Origin of the sequence: Kitasatospora sp. NPDC048407 (assembly GCF_043200475.1) — a bacterium.
In the GTDB taxonomy this organism is placed as follows: domain Bacteria; phylum Actinomycetota; class Actinomycetes; order Streptomycetales; family Streptomycetaceae; genus Kitasatospora.
Genome location: NZ_JBICXW010000026.1, coordinates 73,024 through 87,862 on the forward strand (window position 1 = coordinate 73,024; position 14,839 = coordinate 87,862).

General features: G+C 70.6%; 14 protein-coding genes and 2 riboswitches. Of the genes, 7 read left to right on the top strand and 7 right to left on the bottom strand.

What is annotated here, in order from left to right:
- Positions 1-4: 4 nt before the first annotated feature.
- Positions 5-157: riboswitch (cyclic di-AMP (ydaO/yuaA leader) on the bottom strand.
- Positions 158-523: 366 nt separating this feature from the next.
- The 3 genes from ACGFWJ_RS32085 to ACGFWJ_RS32095 form a co-directional block, all read right to left on the bottom strand.
- The gene (locus tag ACGFWJ_RS32085; RefSeq protein ID WP_392955712.1) at positions 524-1,558 is read right to left on the bottom strand and encodes an NlpC/P60 family protein; all 1,035 of its coding nucleotides are present in this window, start codon (positions 1,556-1,558) and stop codon (positions 524-526) included.
- Between the two features lie 183 nt (positions 1,559-1,741).
- A complete protein-coding gene (locus ACGFWJ_RS32090; protein ID WP_387643863.1) occupies positions 1,742-3,046 on the bottom strand; it encodes an NYN domain-containing protein in 1,305 nt (434 codons plus the stop codon).
- Between the two features lie 304 nt (positions 3,047-3,350).
- Entirely contained in the window at positions 3,351-3,617 is a 267-nt protein-coding gene (locus ACGFWJ_RS32095) for a hypothetical protein (protein WP_387643664.1), read from the bottom strand.
- 150 nt (positions 3,618-3,767) lie between these two features.
- On the opposite strand from ACGFWJ_RS32095, the gene ACGFWJ_RS32100 reads away from it, so the two are divergent.
- Together ACGFWJ_RS32100 and ACGFWJ_RS32105 are read left to right on the top strand one after the other, a co-directional pair.
- Positions 3,768-4,571 (top strand): rhomboid family intramembrane serine protease, encoded by an 804-nt coding sequence (locus tag ACGFWJ_RS32100; RefSeq protein ID WP_392955714.1) that lies wholly within the window; start codon positions 3,768-3,770, stop codon positions 4,569-4,571.
- Positions 4,568-4,849, top strand: coding sequence for an Lrp/AsnC ligand binding domain-containing protein (locus ACGFWJ_RS32105; protein WP_387643658.1), 282 nt, complete (start codon positions 4,568-4,570; stop codon positions 4,847-4,849). Before ACGFWJ_RS32100 ends, ACGFWJ_RS32105 begins: the two co-directional genes overlap by 4 nt.
- Positions 4,850-4,853: 4 nt before the next feature.
- On the opposite strand, the gene ACGFWJ_RS32110 is transcribed toward ACGFWJ_RS32105, so the two are convergent.
- From ACGFWJ_RS32110 to ACGFWJ_RS32120, 3 genes are all read right to left on the bottom strand, one after another.
- Positions 4,854-6,215 carry an aminotransferase class V-fold PLP-dependent enzyme gene (locus ACGFWJ_RS32110; protein ID WP_392955716.1) on the bottom strand — a complete coding sequence of 454 codons (1,362 nt, stop codon included), beginning with the start codon at positions 6,213-6,215 and terminating at the stop codon, positions 4,854-4,856.
- Positions 6,216-6,262: 47 nt separating this feature from the next.
- A riboswitch (SAM riboswitch) is annotated at positions 6,263-6,380 on the bottom strand.
- A 197-nt stretch (positions 6,381-6,577) separates the two neighbouring features.
- Positions 6,578-7,648, bottom strand: coding sequence for an anthranilate phosphoribosyltransferase (gene trpD, locus ACGFWJ_RS32115; protein WP_392955718.1), 1,071 nt, complete (start codon positions 7,646-7,648; stop codon positions 6,578-6,580).
- Positions 7,649-7,778: 130 nt separating this feature from the next.
- Complete coding sequence (locus ACGFWJ_RS32120) at positions 7,779-8,204, bottom strand: hypothetical protein (RefSeq protein WP_392955720.1); 426 nt, start codon at positions 8,202-8,204, stop codon at positions 7,779-7,781.
- 325 nt (positions 8,205-8,529) lie between these two features.
- On the opposite strand from ACGFWJ_RS32120, the gene ACGFWJ_RS32125 reads away from it, so the two are divergent.
- From ACGFWJ_RS32125 to ACGFWJ_RS32145, 5 genes are all read left to right on the top strand, one after another.
- Positions 8,530-9,150 carry a heme-copper oxidase subunit III gene (locus ACGFWJ_RS32125; RefSeq protein WP_043913532.1) on the top strand — a complete coding sequence of 207 codons (621 nt, stop codon included), beginning with the start codon at positions 8,530-8,532 and terminating at the stop codon, positions 9,148-9,150.
- A 91-nt stretch (positions 9,151-9,241) separates the two neighbouring features.
- Positions 9,242-10,063 (top strand): c-type cytochrome, encoded by an 822-nt coding sequence (locus tag ACGFWJ_RS32130; protein ID WP_392955723.1) that lies wholly within the window; start codon positions 9,242-9,244, stop codon positions 10,061-10,063.
- Between the two features lie 8 nt (positions 10,064-10,071).
- Positions 10,072-11,127, top strand: a complete 1,056-nt coding sequence (locus ACGFWJ_RS32135; RefSeq protein WP_392955724.1) for a Rieske 2Fe-2S domain-containing protein — start codon at positions 10,072-10,074, stop codon at positions 11,125-11,127.
- The gene (locus tag ACGFWJ_RS32140; protein WP_392955726.1) at positions 11,124-12,785 is read left to right on the top strand and encodes a cytochrome bc complex cytochrome b subunit; all 1,662 of its coding nucleotides are present in this window, start codon (positions 11,124-11,126) and stop codon (positions 12,783-12,785) included. Before ACGFWJ_RS32135 ends, ACGFWJ_RS32140 begins: the two co-directional genes overlap by 4 nt.
- Before the next feature lie 102 nt (positions 12,786-12,887).
- Positions 12,888-13,253 (top strand): GntR family transcriptional regulator, encoded by a 366-nt coding sequence (locus tag ACGFWJ_RS32145; RefSeq protein ID WP_387643641.1) that lies wholly within the window; start codon positions 12,888-12,890, stop codon positions 13,251-13,253.
- A 66-nt stretch (positions 13,254-13,319) separates the two neighbouring features.
- On the opposite strand, the gene ACGFWJ_RS32150 is transcribed toward ACGFWJ_RS32145, so the two are convergent.
- Positions 13,320-14,594 carry an Ig-like domain-containing protein gene (locus tag ACGFWJ_RS32150; RefSeq protein WP_392955729.1) on the bottom strand — a complete coding sequence of 425 codons (1,275 nt, stop codon included), beginning with the start codon at positions 14,592-14,594 and terminating at the stop codon, positions 13,320-13,322.
- Positions 14,595-14,839: the final 245 nt, after the last annotated feature.

Consider the following 14,839-nt stretch of genomic DNA (forward strand, 5'->3'; position numbering starts at 1 on the left):
GGACTCCTTCTTCCTCACACCGCCTACCGGGTGAGCTGACGGGTTCGGGCCGGAAGAGACGCCCTACAGCGCCTCACCGGCCGCTCTCGCGGCCGACCTGGCGCCGATTCACCCCGGGGGAACGTGGTTCCCCGGCTCCGTTCGACAGCAACCCCCTCAGGGGTATCCCCGTCGGCGGATCTCGTTCTGGCGATCCACCCGCTGCGTCACGGACTCGGCGGCGACCTCCGCCGTCGCCCCCCTTGGGCGATCGACTCTGCGGTGGTCGAACTATGACCCTAGTAACCGATCCGTGATCCGTTCAAATCCTTGTCGGAAAAAAATCTGAATCTGAGTCAATTTCGATTACGAAACTGACCGAACGTAAGGGATCCGTTGCGCAGTGCGTAGCATTTCCCGCCGTTCACCAGGGAAACGCGACGCCCGGACGTGTTCGAGATCACAGCAGGATCTCGACCCGCCCGGGCGTGTCACGGCGTGTCAATTGTCGCCCCGAGGGGCCTATGTCCGGTTTGTCGGACCGTCAGACCCGACGGATGGTCGAGATCGGCATCGCGTCGACCTTCATGGTCTTCACCACGTCACCGGTGTGCGGCGCGTGCACCACCATGCCGTTGCCGATGTACATGCCGACGTGGTGCCGGTCGCCGTAGTAGACCACCAGGTCACCGGGCTGGGCGTTGTGCCAGTCGGTGCCGACGCTGGCGCCGTAGCTGCCCTGCGCCTGCGAGGTGCGCGGCAGCGACACGCCGGCCTGCGCGTACGCCCACACCATCAGGCCGGAGCAGTCGAAGGTGCTCGGGCCGGTCGCACCCCACACGTACGGCGCACCGCGCTTGTCGAGCGCCCGCTGCACCGCGACCCCGGCGTAGCCGGCGGCCTTCGGCAGGGTGGCCGGGTCGACCCGGTCGGCACTGCGCGAGGCGGCGCCGTCGCCTTGCGTGATCGCCCGCCGGTCGGAGGCGGAGAGCTGGTTGAGCAGGTTCTGCGCCTGCTCCAGCTTGGTCCTGACCTCGTTCTTGGCGTCGTTGAGCGCCTGGGTGGAGTTGTCCAGCTCCTTCAGGACGTCCGCCGCTTCCTGCTTCTGCTGGTTCAGCCGGCGCTGCTGGTCCTGCAGCGACTTCAGGGTCTCGGCCTGGGTGCTGGCCGCCTGGTCGAAGGAGGACGCCTTGTCCAGGTACTTGTCCGGGTCGGCGGAGAGCATCAGCTGCATCGACGGGTCGACGCCCGCGTGCCGGTACTGGTCGCCGGCCACCGCCGCGAGCCCGGAGGACAGCTCGTTCAGCTGGTCCTGGCTGCGGGCCAGCTGGTCCTGCAGCTGGTCGGCCTGCTTGCGGAGCTGGTCGGCCTGCTCCTTGGCGCCGTTGTACTTCTCGGCCGCCTGCTCCTGCTCCTCCATGAGCTTGTCGACCTGCGCCTTGATCTCGTCCTTGTTCGGCTGGGCCGGCGCGGCGTGCGCACTCACCTGGGCCGACAGGGCGACCGCGGTCGCGGCGGCAGCGGTGAGCACGGTCACCCGGGCGCGACTCGGCTGCTTGGGACGGCGGTGGGAGGCCAAGGCGGTGCTCCTTCTTCCTCTGGACTCACCCGTTAGAGCGATAGTCCGGAATATAGGTTTGACGCCAGACCCTAGTGAAGTCCCTGCCTCCGCGTCCACTCCCGGGGGGCTCCCGGATTCACTTCTCCGCCCCTCTTCACCACACCGACACACTCCGGACGCCCCAACACCGCTGAGCGCCCGTCAGCTGCGCGACAGGCGGTTCAGCAGCAGAACCGAGGCCACCGGGCGGGCGCCGGCCTTGCGCACCCCGTCCGCGACCTCCTTGTCGGCGGACACCACCACCACCGGCCGGCCCTGCGGCTCGGCCCGCACCAGGCGGCGGATCAGCTCGTCCGCGGTCTCCCCGGTCCGGCTGAACCGGACCCGGACGCCGCGCGGCGGGGCCATGATCACCGGAACGTCCAGGTCCTGGCCGTCGAACACGCAGGTCACCTCGGCCTGGGTCCGCTGGGCCAGCATCGCCAGACCGCCCAGCAGCCTCAACCGCTGCTGCTCCAGCGGCAGTTGCGGGTAGCCGGTCTTGGTCACGTTGTAGCCGTCCACCACCAGGTGGACCTGCGGGATGGCCAGCAGCTGGTCCAGCAGCGCCGGGTCGTCCTCGGCCAGCCCGCGCCGGGCCACGTCGTGCGGCGAGGCCGAACCGGGCTCCACCGCCTCCACCAGGTCGGCCGGGCGCAGCGCCGTCACCGGCAGCGCCAGCTCCCGCTGCAGGCCCTGCGCGGACTGCAGCACGGTGTCCAGCAGCAGCCGCAGCCGCATGTCCTCGACGCTGCGGCCCTCCCGGGCGGTGCGCCGGCCGGTCTCCACGGCCGCCTCCAGTTCGGCGACCCGGTGCCGCAGCCGGCGGGCCTCGATCTCGGCGGCGCCGCGCTCGGCGGCGGCGGCGGCCCGGGCGGCCTCCAGTTCGGCGGCCAGTCGGCGGCTCTCGGCCTGCGCGCGGCGGGTGTCGGCCTCCAGCGAGCGGACCTTCTTGCGCAGCGAGTCCGCCTCCCGGCGCACCCCTTCGGACTCGGCGCGGTGGCGCTCGAGTTCGGCGCGGGCGGTGGTGCGGGCCTCGGCCAGCTCCTCGTGGAGCTTCTCGGCCAGCCGGGCGGCCTCGGCGGCGACGCCCTCGGCGTCGACCCGTTCGGCCTGTTCCCCGGCCTCCTCGACCAGCCGGGCCCAGCCGGTGGGCCGCACCAGGTAGGCGGCGGCGGCCACGTCCATCGGGTCGGCGGCGGCCGGCACGGTGCCCGCCTCCAGGGCACGCACCAGGTCCGGCTGGCCGAGCCGCAGCCGCTCGGCTATCCGCACCCGGAACGCGGGGTCGGACTCCAGCGCGGCGGCCAGCGCGGTGGCCGCGTACTTGGCCCGCCGGGCGGCGGTGAACTTGGCGTACGGGCGCAGCGCGGCGGGCAGTTCGCCGGCGGCGATGCCGCCGAGCGCGTCGGAGGCGATGCCCACCACCCGGCGGCGCACTCCCTCGGGCAGCGCCCGGCCGGCCATGTCGCCGCCGGCCTCGGTGACCGACCCGGCCTCGGTGACCGACCCGGCCTCGACCGGGCCGATTTCCTCATGGACCGGAGCGTGCGCGGTCCCGTCCGTGCCCGCGGGCGCGTTCGCTGCCTCCGCCACTGTTCTCGGCTCCGATCCTGATCCGGGCGGGCCCCGGCGGGTGCCGGGGGCGTTGGTGTCCGCCGCTGCTTGCAATTGTCCCGTCTACCGTGCCGCACCGACAGCACCCCGCCGACGAGTCCGCCCCGCGCCCCGGTCCGGGGCGCGGACGGGGACGCGGGGCGGTGGAAGCGTGTCAGCCCTGCGCGGGGCCGCCGTCCTCGGGCTCCTCGGCGCCCGGGCGGGCGACCAGCTCGACCTGGTCCACGGCGTTGCACCAGCGGCAGCGCACCGACTCGATGGTCTCGGAGAGCACCTGGGTCTCCTCCACCTTGGAGTCGCCGGACAGGTCGAAGTGCACGAAGTCGATCACGCGGGAGGACCGGGTGACGTCGAAGCGGGTGAGGTTGCCGCACAGGGTGCAGCGCCAGCGGGTCTCGGCGGTCGGCGCGGCAATGGTCATCAGTGGTCCCTCTCGGCTGGTCCCCGTTTACGGGCCTCCACCCTATTGCCTGTGCCGCGGCGGCCGGATCACCGGTCCACAGCCCGGACGCTCACCCGTCCGGAGCAGCGCCCGGTGTCGCGAGTGCGCCCCCGAGGAATGCTCATCGGCATGGTGCTCTCCGCCCCCGCCCGGGCCGGTTCGCCGACGGCCGGGGGGACCGCCCGCACCCCGGTCGTCGCCCACCTGCTGATCGCGCTGTCCGCGCTGGTCCTGGTGGCCGGCCCGGCCGGTCTGAACCCGGTGTACGGCAGCGGCGACGCCCGGATCTGCGCCGAGCAGCGCTACGAGCACCGCTGGGGCGCGGTGCCCGCCGAGCTGCTGAGCGGCCACCCCCTGACGGCCTCCCAGCTGTCCTCGCTGGCCCCGGCGACCCCGGGCTGCGCGCTGCCGCCGACCCCCTCCAAGATCCCCGAACTCTCCGTCCTCACTTCACTGTTCGTCCACGCGGGGTGGCTGCACCTGCTGGGCAACCTGCTGTTCCTGTTCGTCTTCGGCCCGGCCGTGGAGGCCCGGCTGGGCCGGGTGCGCTTCCTGGTCGGCTACCTGGCGATCGGCTACCTGGCCACCTACGGCTACGCGGTGGCCGAGGCGCACACCGCGGACGGGATGCGCGCCCTGGTCGGCGCGTCCGGCGCGATCGCGGGGGTGCTGGGCGCGTACCTGCGGCTGTGGCCGAGAGCCCGCGTGACGGTGCTGGTGCCGGTTCTGCTGTTCCTGCCACTGCGTTTCCCGGCCTGGCTGGTGCTCGGCCTGTGGTTCGCGCTGCAGGGCTGGTCCGTCAGTTCGGGCGGCAGCGGGGTGGCCTATCTGGTGCATGTGATCGGCTTCGTGACGGGCTGGCTGTTCGCCTGGGCCGCCCGTCCGGCGGGCGATACCCTTGGCGCACCTTCTCGAACAGGAGTTGCTCAGTGATCACCGCGATCGTCCTCATCAACACCAGCGTCGACCGGATCCCCGAGATCGCCGAGGCGATCGCGGCCATCGAGGGCGTCAGCGAGGTCTACTCCGTCACCGGCACCTACGACCTGGTCGCGATGGTGCGGGTCCGGGGCCACGAGGATCTGGCCGACGTGATCCCCGGCCGCCTCAACAAGGTCCCGGGCGTCTCCAACACCGAGACCCACATCGCCTTCCGCACCTACTCGCAGCACGACCTGGAGGCCGCGTTCTCGCTCGGCCTGGGCGAGTAGCCGCTCAGCGCTGCCGCGTGTCCGCGACGCAGCGCCCGCCCTCGTTGCGGTAGCTCCACCGCGCGCCGTCGGTCACCAGGTCCCGAACGGCCGTCAGGAACCGGTCCAGGTGCTCGACGGGGGTGCCGGCGCCGAAGCTGACCCGGATCGCGTTCAGGCTGCGCTCCCCTGGCAGCGACGGCTCGGGCGCCCCGCACTGGCTGGGCGCGGCGTCCTCCCCGCCCAGCAGCGTCCGCACCAGCGGGTGCGCGCAGAACAGCCCGTCCCGCACGCCGATGCCGTACTCGGCGGACAGCGCGGCCGAGAAGTGCGAGCTGTTCCAGCCGCGCACCACGAAGGACACCACGCCGACCCGGTCGGAGCCCTCACCGAACAGGCTGAGCACCCGCACCTCGGGGATCGCCGCCAGGCCCTCGGTCAGCTTCGCCACCAGCGCCCGCTCCCGGGCCTCCAGCTCCTCGAAGCCCGCCTCGGTGAGCGCCCGGCAGGCCGAGGCGATCGCGTACGCGCCGATCACGTTCGGCGAACCGGCCTCGTGCCGGGCCGGGCCGGTGTGCCACTCCACCGCCACCGAGCCGTCCAGCTCCCGGGCCACCGTCCGGCTCGCCCCGCCACCGGCCAGGTACGGCTCCGCCGCGTCCAGCCAGTCCGACCGCCCGGCCAGCACGCCGGCACCGAACGGCGCGTACAGCTTGTGGCCGGAGAACGCGATCCAGTCGACGTCCAACTCCCGCACCGAGACCCGGTGGTGCGGCGCCAGCTGGGCCGCGTCCAGCACCACCCGGGCGCCGTACCGGTGCGCGACCTCGGTCAGCTCCCTGACCGGCCACAGCTCGCCGGTGACGTTCGACGCCCCGGTCACGCAGAACAGCTTCGGCCCCCCGGCCGCCCCCAGCAGCGCCTCCTCCAGCGCGGCCACCGCCTCGCCGTGCGAACGCGGCGCCCGCAAGTAGCGCACCGTCAATCCCTCACGCCGCCACGGCAGCAGCGAAGCGTGGTGCTCGGTCTCGAACGCGAACACCTCGGTCCCGACGGGCACCGCACCGGCCAGCAGGTTCAACGAGTCGGTGGTCGCCCGGGTGAACACCACCTGGTCGCCGTCCCGCAGGTCCAGGAACTCCTCGACGGTCCGGCGGCTCTGCTCGAACAGGTCCGTCGACAGCTGCGACAGGTATCCGGCCCCCCGGTGCACCGACCCGTAGTACGGCGCGTACGCCGCCACGTCCTCCCACACCCGGGCCAGCGCCGGCGCGCTCGCCGCGTAGTCCAGCGCCGCGTACCCGACCTTCTCGCCCGACGCCAACGGCACCTCGACGTCCTGGCCCAGCACGGCCAACGGCTCACAGATCTCGGCGGTCACAGACATGGATGCACTCCTCCACAGGGTAAGGACCCCGGGGTGCATCAACCGGAAGTCCGCGCTTGCCGCGCAGACGGATCGCCACGCAGCCCGGTCCTCACCCAGGGCACCCCGCCACGGACGGAGGGTTGCCGGACAGCAAGCTGGGGCTTGGCGCTGCCACTCATGACCTGCGCAAGACCATACACGAGCAGCCCACGACCTCAACCCCCGTCCAGAACGTGGACGCCCCACCCCTGACACTCGGTCACATTGGCCCCATCAGGGGCGCGGGGAACTGCGCGACCAGCCCCCCACACACAAGCGGAAAGATCCGCCCGGGCAGGAGCAACTCCCCTCCCCGGACGGACCGTTGGTTCAAGGCCCCGCTACTGCGTAGCCTCCGCCCACCGCTTCAGCAACTCCCCCGCCGCCCCGGAGTCAATCGCCGCAGCCGTCCGCACCATCCCCGCCGCGAGCTGCTCACCCAGCGGCGCGTCCGTCAGCTCCAGCGCCACCAGCGCGGCCGCGCTGTTGAGCAGCACCGCGTCCCGCACCGGCCCGCGCTCCCCGTTCAGCACCCGCCGCGCGACCGCCGCGTTGAACTCCGCGTCCGCGCCTCGCAGCGCCTCGATCCCGACCAGCTCGATCCCGACCTCGCGCGGGTCGAACTGGGTCTCGGTCACCTGCCCGTCCCGGATCACCCAGACGTGCGACGTGGTGGTGATCGTCAGCTCGTCGAGCCCGTCGTCACCCCGGAACACCAGTCCCTGCCCGCCGCGCCGGGCCAGCACGCCGGCGATCAGTCCGGCCAGCCGGGTGTCGAAGCAGCCGACCGCGTGGGCGCCGACCTTGGCGGGGTTGGTGAGCGGGCCGAGGATGTTGAACACCGTGGGGACGGCGAGTTCGGCGCGGGCCTGCGCGGTGTGCCGCATCGAGGGGTGGAACTTGGCGGCGAAGCAGAAGGTCAGCCCGACCTCCTCGGCCACTGCCGCGACCCGCGGGGCCGACAGGTCCAGGTTGATGCCGAGCCGCCCGAGCACGTCCGAGGAGCCGGACGCCGAGGAGGAGGCCCGGTTGCCGTGCTTGACCACCTTCGCGCCGGCCGCCGCGGCGACCACCGCCGACATGGTGGAGATGTTGACGGTCTTGGCGCGGTCGCCGCCGGTGCCGACGATGTCGACGGCCGGCCCGGGAATGTCCAGCGGCACGGCGTGCGCGTACATCGCCTCGACCAGGCCGGAGATCTCCTCGACCGTCTCGCCCTTGCCGCGCAGCGCGATCAGGAAGCCGGCCACCTGCACGGGGCTGGCCTCGCCGCTCATGATCCGGTCCATCGCCCAGGCGGTGTCGGCCTGGGCGAGGTCCTCGCCGCGCATCAGGGCCATCAGGAGGTCGGGCCAGGAGCGAACCACCTGCGCGGGGTCGCTACCGCCGTTCGCAGAGTGCACGTTCACCATGGCCGTCTCCAGCTCTCGTCTTGTCGCAGAGGAATGGAGTCAGCCTATCGAGCGCGCGGGGACGGCCGCCCTTACTTGCCGTCCCCTTCTCTCCAGTTGAGACGCCGGCTGAGACACCTGCCGGAAAGCGTCAGCGCGCGGCCGGTGCCCGCCGGGCCACCCGGGCCCGCAGCAGCGTGGTCGCGGCGTCGGCCAGCGCCACCGGGTCGACGGGGTGCGAGATCGCCGCGTCGGCCCGGCTCCAGGCGGCCAGCCAGGAGTCCTGCGGGCGGCCGATCAGCACCAGCACCGGCGGGCAGCCGTAGATCTCGTCCTTCAGCTGCCGGGTGAGGCCGAGTCCGCCCGCGGGCACCGCCTCGCCGTCCAGCACGCACAGGTCGACGCCGCCCTTCTCCAGGGCCCGGAGCACCGCGGGGGCGGTGGCGCACTCCAAGTACTCCAGGGCGGGGACGTCCCCGGCGGGGCGGGGGCCGAGAGCGAGGGTCACCTGCTCACGGGTGTTGCGGTCGTCGCTGTAGACGAGAACGGTGAGCGTCTCGTCGGAGTGCTGCGCCATGTCCCCTGCTTCCTGGTGCTCGTCCTCTTATATGTGTCCACTGTGTTCGCGCGGACCGCGACTGCGCGCGGCCCCCGGCCGAACGGCCCAGTGTGACCCGGACCACGTCCTGGGACGGATGCTACTCCGGCGGGCCCGTCCTGAAGAGACCCCGACGCGATCTCGCTCAAGCCGCCGCGCCACCGGCTCACCCCGGCAGCCCAGTTCGCCCACCCGGTCCGAACAACCGTCAGAAAACGGACCGGGGTCGAGGCGGGCATACCGCACGCACCGGACACTCCGAGGGAGACCCCCCGGCGTGAAGACGGAATAAGGGACCGACATAATGTCCGTCGTGGCGACAGCAACAGCAACAGAAACCGGACACGCGCACGGAGCGGTCAACAGGCCGAACCTGGTCAGCGTGGGAACCATTGTCTGGCTGAGCTCGGAGCTGATGTTCTTCGCGGCCCTGTTCGCGATGTACTTCACCCTCCGCTCGGTCAAGGGCGCCGAGTTCTGGCACGAGAAGGCCCATGCCCTCAACGTGCCCTTCTCCTCGGTCAACACCACGATCCTGGTGCTCTCCTCGCTCACCTGCCAGCTCGGCGTGTTCGCCGCCGAGCGCGGTGACGTGAAGAAGCTGCGTTCCTGGTTCGTGGTCACCTTCGTGATGGGCGCCATCTTCATCGGCGGCCAGATCTTCGAGTACACCGACCTGGTCAAGAAGGACGGCCTTTCGCTGTCCTCCGACCCGTACGGCACGGTGTTCTACCTGACCACCGGCTTCCACGGACTCCACGTGACGGGTGGTCTGATCGCCTTCCTGCTGGTCCTCGGCCGGACCTACGCGGCGCGGCGCTTCACCCACGAGCAGGCCACTGCGGCGATCGTGGTGTCGTACTACTGGCACTTCGTCGACGTTGTGTGGATCGGCCTGTTCGCGACCATCTACCTGATCAAGTAACAGCCGCCCCGCCCCTGACCCGGCGTCGTTCCGACGCATGGGAGTCGGGGGCAGGCTGCTGCCGACCAGATCCTGACACCGGGGTTATTCCGTGAAAAAGCTCTCCGCACGACGGCGCCACCCACTGGCGGCGGTCGTCGTTCTACTTCTCGCCCTGGCGGCCACCGGGGGGCTGTACGCCGCTTTCGCGCCCGCCGAGAAGGCGCAGGCCGACAGCTCCTCGCAGTCGCTCGCCATCGACGAGGGCAAGAAGCTCTTCGCCGTCGGCTGCTCCTCCTGCCACGGCCTGAACGGCCAGGGCACTTCTGACGGTCCGTCGCTGGTCGGCGTCGGCTCTGCTGCTGTCGACTTCCAGGTCGGCACCGGCCGCATGCCGGCCCAGCAGCCGGGCGCGCAGGTCCCGCGCAAGAAGACCGTCTACGCCCAGTCCGAGATCGACCAGCTGGCCGCCTACGTGGCGTCGCTGGGCCCGGGCCCGGTCACTCCGACCACGGAGCAGTACCAGCCGTCCGAGGACAAGGTCACCAACGCCGAGCAGGTCGCCAAGGGTGGCGAGCTGTTCCGCACCAACTGCGCCCAGTGCCACAACTTCGCCGGCAAGGGCGGCGCGCTGACCGACGGCAAGTACGCCCCGTCCCTTGAGGGCGTGGACTCCAAGCACATCTACGAGGCCATGCAGACCGGCCCGCAGAACATGCCTTCGTTCCCCGACACCACCATGCCGGAGGAGCAGAAGCGCGAGATCATCGCGTACGTCCAGAACACCAACAACGCGCCGAACCCCGGTGGTCTGGCCCTGGGTAGCCTCGGCCCCTTCACCGAGGGCCTGTTCGCCTGGATCTTCGGTATCGGCGTGCTGATCGCGATCGCGATCTGGGTCGCCGCCCACACCACCAAGGCCAAGAAGTCATGAGCCACGACATGTCAGAGAACCTGCCGGAGGCGCACGACGCCTCCCACGGCGCTGAGGTCGTCTCCCACGACGACCCGTTCGCCGACCCGGGCCTGCCGGCCCACGAGCCGCGTCGGACCGACATCGACGAGCGGGCCGCCAAGCGGGCCGAGCGCCAGGTGTCGCTGATGTTCGTGGTGTCGATGCTGGCGACCGTCGGCTTCATCGCGTCCTACGCCGCGATCGACGCCGACAAGCTCGTCTACATCTTCCCGCTGGGTCACGTCAGCGCCCTCAACTTCGCCCTGGGCATGACCCTCGGCGTGGCGCTGTTCTGCATCGGCGCGGGCGCGGTCCACTGGGCCCGCACCCTGATGTCGGACCACGAGCTGCCGGCCGAGCGTCACCCGATCGAGGCCTCCGACGAGGTCCGCAACGACGTCATCGAGCAGTTCAAGACCGGTGCCGCGGAGTCCGGCTTCGGCCGTCGCAAGATGATCCGCAACACCCTGATCGGTTCGATGGCCCTGGTGCCGCTGTCCGGTGTGGTGCTGCTGCGCGACCTCGGCCCGCTGCCGGAGAAGAAGCTCCTCAACACCGGCTGGGTCGAGGCGACCCCGGCCAAGCCGATCCGCCTGGTCAACATGAACACCGACCAGCCGATGAAGCCCGAGGACATCATTCAGGGCTCGCTGACCTTCGCCAAGCCGCACGGCCTGGAGGAGTCGGACGAGGCCTTCCAGCAGCAGATCGCCAAGGACGCCCTGATGCTCGTCCGGATCGCTCCGGAGGACATCAAGGACGCCAAGTCCGCCGGCCTGGGCTTCGAGGGCATCCTCGCCTACTCGAAGATCTGCACCCACGTCGGCTGCCCGATCTCGCTGTACGAGCAGCAGACCCACCACGCGCTCTGCCCCTGCCACCAGTCGACCTTCGACCTGGCGGACGGCGCTCGCGTCATCTTCGGCCCGGCCGGCCACCCGCTGCCCCAGCTGAAGATCACCACCGATGAGCAGGGCTTCCTGATCGCCACCGGCGACTTCGACGAGCCCGTCGGCCCGAGTTACTGGGAGCGCAAGCGATGAGCACCGCGAGCGGCACCACCACTGGTGCCTCCAAGCCGGCCAGCACGCGCGCCAAGCCCGCCAACAAGGCCGAGGCGACTGCGGACTGGGTCGACGGCCGGCTGGGGATCTACTCCCTGGCCAAGGCCAACCTGCGCAAGATCTTCCCGGACCACTGGTCCTTCATGCTCGGTGAGATCTGCCTCTACAGCTTCATCATCATCATCCTCACGGGTGTGTACCTGACGCTGTTCTTCAAGCCGAGCATGGCGGAGACCGTCTACCACGGTTCCTACCTGCCGCTGAACGGCATCCGGATGTCGGAGGCCTACGCCTCCACGGTCGACATCAGCTTCGAGATCCGCGGCGGTCTGCTGATCCGCCAGATCCACCACTGGGCCGCGCTGGTCTTCGTCGCCGCGATGTTCGTGCACATGATGCGCGTCTTCTTCACCGGCGCGTTCCGCAAGCCCCGTGAGATCAACTGGCTGTTCGGCTTCCTGCTGCTGTGCCTGGGCTTCTTCGACGGCTTCTTCGGCTACTCGCTGCCGGACGACCTGCTGTCGGGTACCGGTATCCGCTTCATGGAAGGCGCGATCCTGGCGGTGCCGATCGTCGGCACCTACATCCAGATGTTCCTGTTCGGCGGCGAGTTCCCGGGCACCGACATCATCCCGCGCTTCTTCACCATCCACGTGCTGCTCATCCCGGGCATCATGCTGGGCCTGCTGGTCGCGCACCTGATCCTGGTCTTCTACCACAAGCACACCCAGTGGGCGGGCCCGGGCAAGACCGAGAAGAACGTCGTCGGCATGCCGCTGATGCCGGTCTACATGGCCAAGGCCGGTGGCTTCTTCTTCCTGGTGTTCGGCATCATCGCGGTGATGTCGGCGGTCGCCACCATCAACCCGGTGTGGGCGTACGGCCCGTACCGTCCGGACCAGGTGTCGACCGACGCCCAGCCCGACTGGTACATGGGCTTCGCCGAAGGCCTGATCCGCTTCATGCCGGGCTGGGAGATCTCCGTCTGGGGCGGCCACACCCTGAACCTGGGTGTGTTCATCCCGCTGATGATCTTCCCGCTGGTCCTGGTCGCGATCGCGGTCTACCCGTTCATCGAGTCCTGGATCACCGGCGACAAGCGCGAGCACCACATCCTGGACCGCCCGCGCAACGCTCCGGTCCGTACCGCGCTCGGCGCGGCCTGGATCTCGCTGTACCTGGTCCTGCTGGTCGGCGGTGGCAACGACCTGTTCGCCACGCACCTGCACATGTCGATCAACACGATCACCTACATGGTCCGGGTCGGCTTCTTCGTGGTGCCGGTCATCACCTTCTTCGTCACCAAGCGCTGGTGCCTCGGCCTGCAGCGCCGCGACAAGGAGAAGGTGCTGCACGGCCGCGAGTCGGGCATCATCAAGCGCCTGCCGCACGGTGAGTTCGTCGAGGTCCACACGCCGCTGTCGCAGAAGGACCTGCACACCCTCACCTCGCACGAGCAGCCCCAGCCGCTGGAGCTGCCCGCCGAGGTCGACGAGAACGGTGTGGCCCGCAAGGCCGGCCTGGTCGCCAAGACCCGGACGAAGCTCTCCGAGGGCTACTACGGCGAGGGCAACCAGATCGCCAAGCCCACCTCCGAGGAGTACCTGGAGATCACCAGCGGCCACGGCCACCACTGATCCCTAGCTGTCACGCCACGTCAGAACCCCCATCGGCTTCGGCCGGTGGGGGTTCTGGCATATTTCTCCGGCACCGGCCCGGCGCCCTGTTATGTTGACCGGGTGCACGTGGCGATCGACCCCCTCTCCTCCACGCCGCCCTACGAGCAGGTGCGCTCGCAGATCGCGGCCCAGGCCCGTACGGGTGAGCTCCCGACCGGTCTGAAGCTCCCCACCGTCCGCGCGCTGGCCGAGCAACTCGGCCTGGCCGCCAACACGGTGGCCCGCGCCTACCGCGAACTCGAGGCGGACGGCGTGGTCGAGACCCGCGGCCGGGCCGGCACCACCATCGCCCCCACCGGCGACACCTCGCACCGCCTGGCGGCCGACGCCGCCGCCGAGTACGCCGCCCGCACCGCCCGCCTCGGCCTCACCCGCGACGAGGCGCTGGCCGCCGTCCTGACCGCGCTGGACGCCGTCCACCGCTGACGGGCACAACGAGGGCCGCCCGGCAGGAGCCTGTGCTCCTGCCGGGCGGCCCTCGCCGCGGTGCCGCTACCGCCCCGCGGCCGGGGCGCTGAGGTCGGGGACGGGTGCGGTGTTCGTCCCGCCCGCCGGCTCCGCCGTGTTCACCGGCTTGCCGAGGGCGCTGTGCTTGACGTACTCGTCCCAGTCCACGTTCCAGTCGCCGAAGCCGTTGCCGAACGGCTCCATCTCGTGGCCCATGCTGTTGACCACCTGTACGAGGTCGCCGACCCGGGTGTTGTCGAAGAACCACTTCGCGTCGTCGGTGCTCATGCCGGTGCAACCGTGGCTGACGTTCTCCCGGCCCTGCGCCCAGGTCGACCAGGGCGCCGCGTGGACGTACTCACCGCTCCAGGTGACCCGGGTCGCCCACTTCACGTCCAGGTCGTAGGACTCGCTGCTGCCGTTCGGTATGCCTATGGTCTCGCCGCTCATCCGGACGTCGGCCTCCTGTCCGAGCACGACCTTGACGCCGTTGCGGGTGTCGAAGCCCGGCTTGCCGGTGGTGACCGGGATGGTCCTGACCACCTCGCCGTTGCGCTTGTACGTCAGCTCGTCGCTGCCCGCGTCGATGACCGCCTCGATCCGGTCGCCGGTCCGCAGCGCCAGACTCTTCTCCTCGCCGCCGTAGATGCCGTCGGCTATCCGGATGCCGGGCAGGTCGTAGGCGAGCTTGACGGTGGTGTTGGACGGCCAGTAGTCCTCCGGGCGGAAGTGCAGGTTCTGGTCGTCTACCCAGTACCAGGCGCCGGTCACGGCGGGCTGCGAGGTGACGGTCAGACCGCGTTCTATCTGCTGCCGGGCCGCCGGGTCGGTGACCTTCTCGGACAGCGTCACGGTGAGCGGCTGGCCGACGCCGTAGACGCCGCTGCCGGAGCTGTCGGGGCCGAGTTCGGCGCTGACGACGTGCTCCGCGGGCGTGGTGGTGAAGGTGGAGTCCGCCTCGCCGTGGCCACCCTTGCCGTCCTCGGCGGTCACCTTGACGGTGTATCCGGCGCCGGCCCGGAGCGGATCGGTGGTCTCCCAGTGCTGCTGGTCGGCGGAGAGCTGTCCGGCGACGGGCTTTCCGTCGGGGCCGGTGACGGTGATCTCGCCGAGCTTGGCGGCGCCCTCCGTGGTGATGCTGAACGCCTTCGCAGGGTCGGCCTTCTCCCCGGCGGCCGACGTGTGGATCAGCGGTGCCACGTCGATCTGGTGGGGCGAGTGCTTCGCGGACGAGCCGCTGGTGGAACAGGCCGCGGCCGGTGTGATCATCAGCAGGGCGACCAGCGTGGTCCGGGTACTGACTATCCGAGAGCCCTTCAACGGAACCTCCCAGGTTGGAACCTGCCTCGAAGCGTAGGAAGGCGTCACCCCGGCGGCACTCCGGGTAACCCGCGCGGGGGAATTTCAGGAAGGGCGCCCCAACGCCGACGGGCCGGGGGCGCCCCCCCGGGGGGGGCCGGCCCCCCCCCCGGCGTGCTCGGTCCCGAAACCGTAATGGTTTTTGTTGTGGCCCCGGGAGAAAAAGAAGACCCACCCCAACACGGCGGTCAGGGTGTCCGGGAGCG

Coding starts and splice junctions, on each gene's coding strand:
- ACGFWJ_RS32140 (WP_392955726.1), top strand. CDS start 11,124: ATGAGCACCGCGAGCGGCACCACCACTGGTGCCTCCAAGCCGGCCAGC.
- ACGFWJ_RS32095 (WP_387643664.1), bottom strand. CDS start 3,617: ATGACCATTGCCGCGCCGACCGCCGAGACCCGCTGGCGCTGCACCCTG.
- ACGFWJ_RS32125 (WP_043913532.1), top strand. CDS start 8,530: ATGTCCGTCGTGGCGACAGCAACAGCAACAGAAACCGGACACGCGCAC.
- ACGFWJ_RS32110 (WP_392955716.1), bottom strand. CDS start 6,215: ATGTCTGTGACCGCCGAGATCTGTGAGCCGTTGGCCGTGCTGGGCCAG.
- trpD (WP_392955718.1), bottom strand. CDS start 7,648: ATGGTGAACGTGCACTCTGCGAACGGCGGTAGCGACCCCGCGCAGGTG.
- ACGFWJ_RS32100 (WP_392955714.1), top strand. CDS start 3,768: ATGGTGCTCTCCGCCCCCGCCCGGGCCGGTTCGCCGACGGCCGGGGGG.
- ACGFWJ_RS32090 (WP_387643863.1), bottom strand. CDS start 3,046: ATGGCCGGCCGGGCGCTGCCCGAGGGAGTGCGCCGCCGGGTGGTGGGC.
- ACGFWJ_RS32135 (WP_392955724.1), top strand. CDS start 10,072: ATGTCAGAGAACCTGCCGGAGGCGCACGACGCCTCCCACGGCGCTGAG.
- ACGFWJ_RS32120 (WP_392955720.1), bottom strand. CDS start 8,204: ATGGCGCAGCACTCCGACGAGACGCTCACCGTTCTCGTCTACAGCGAC.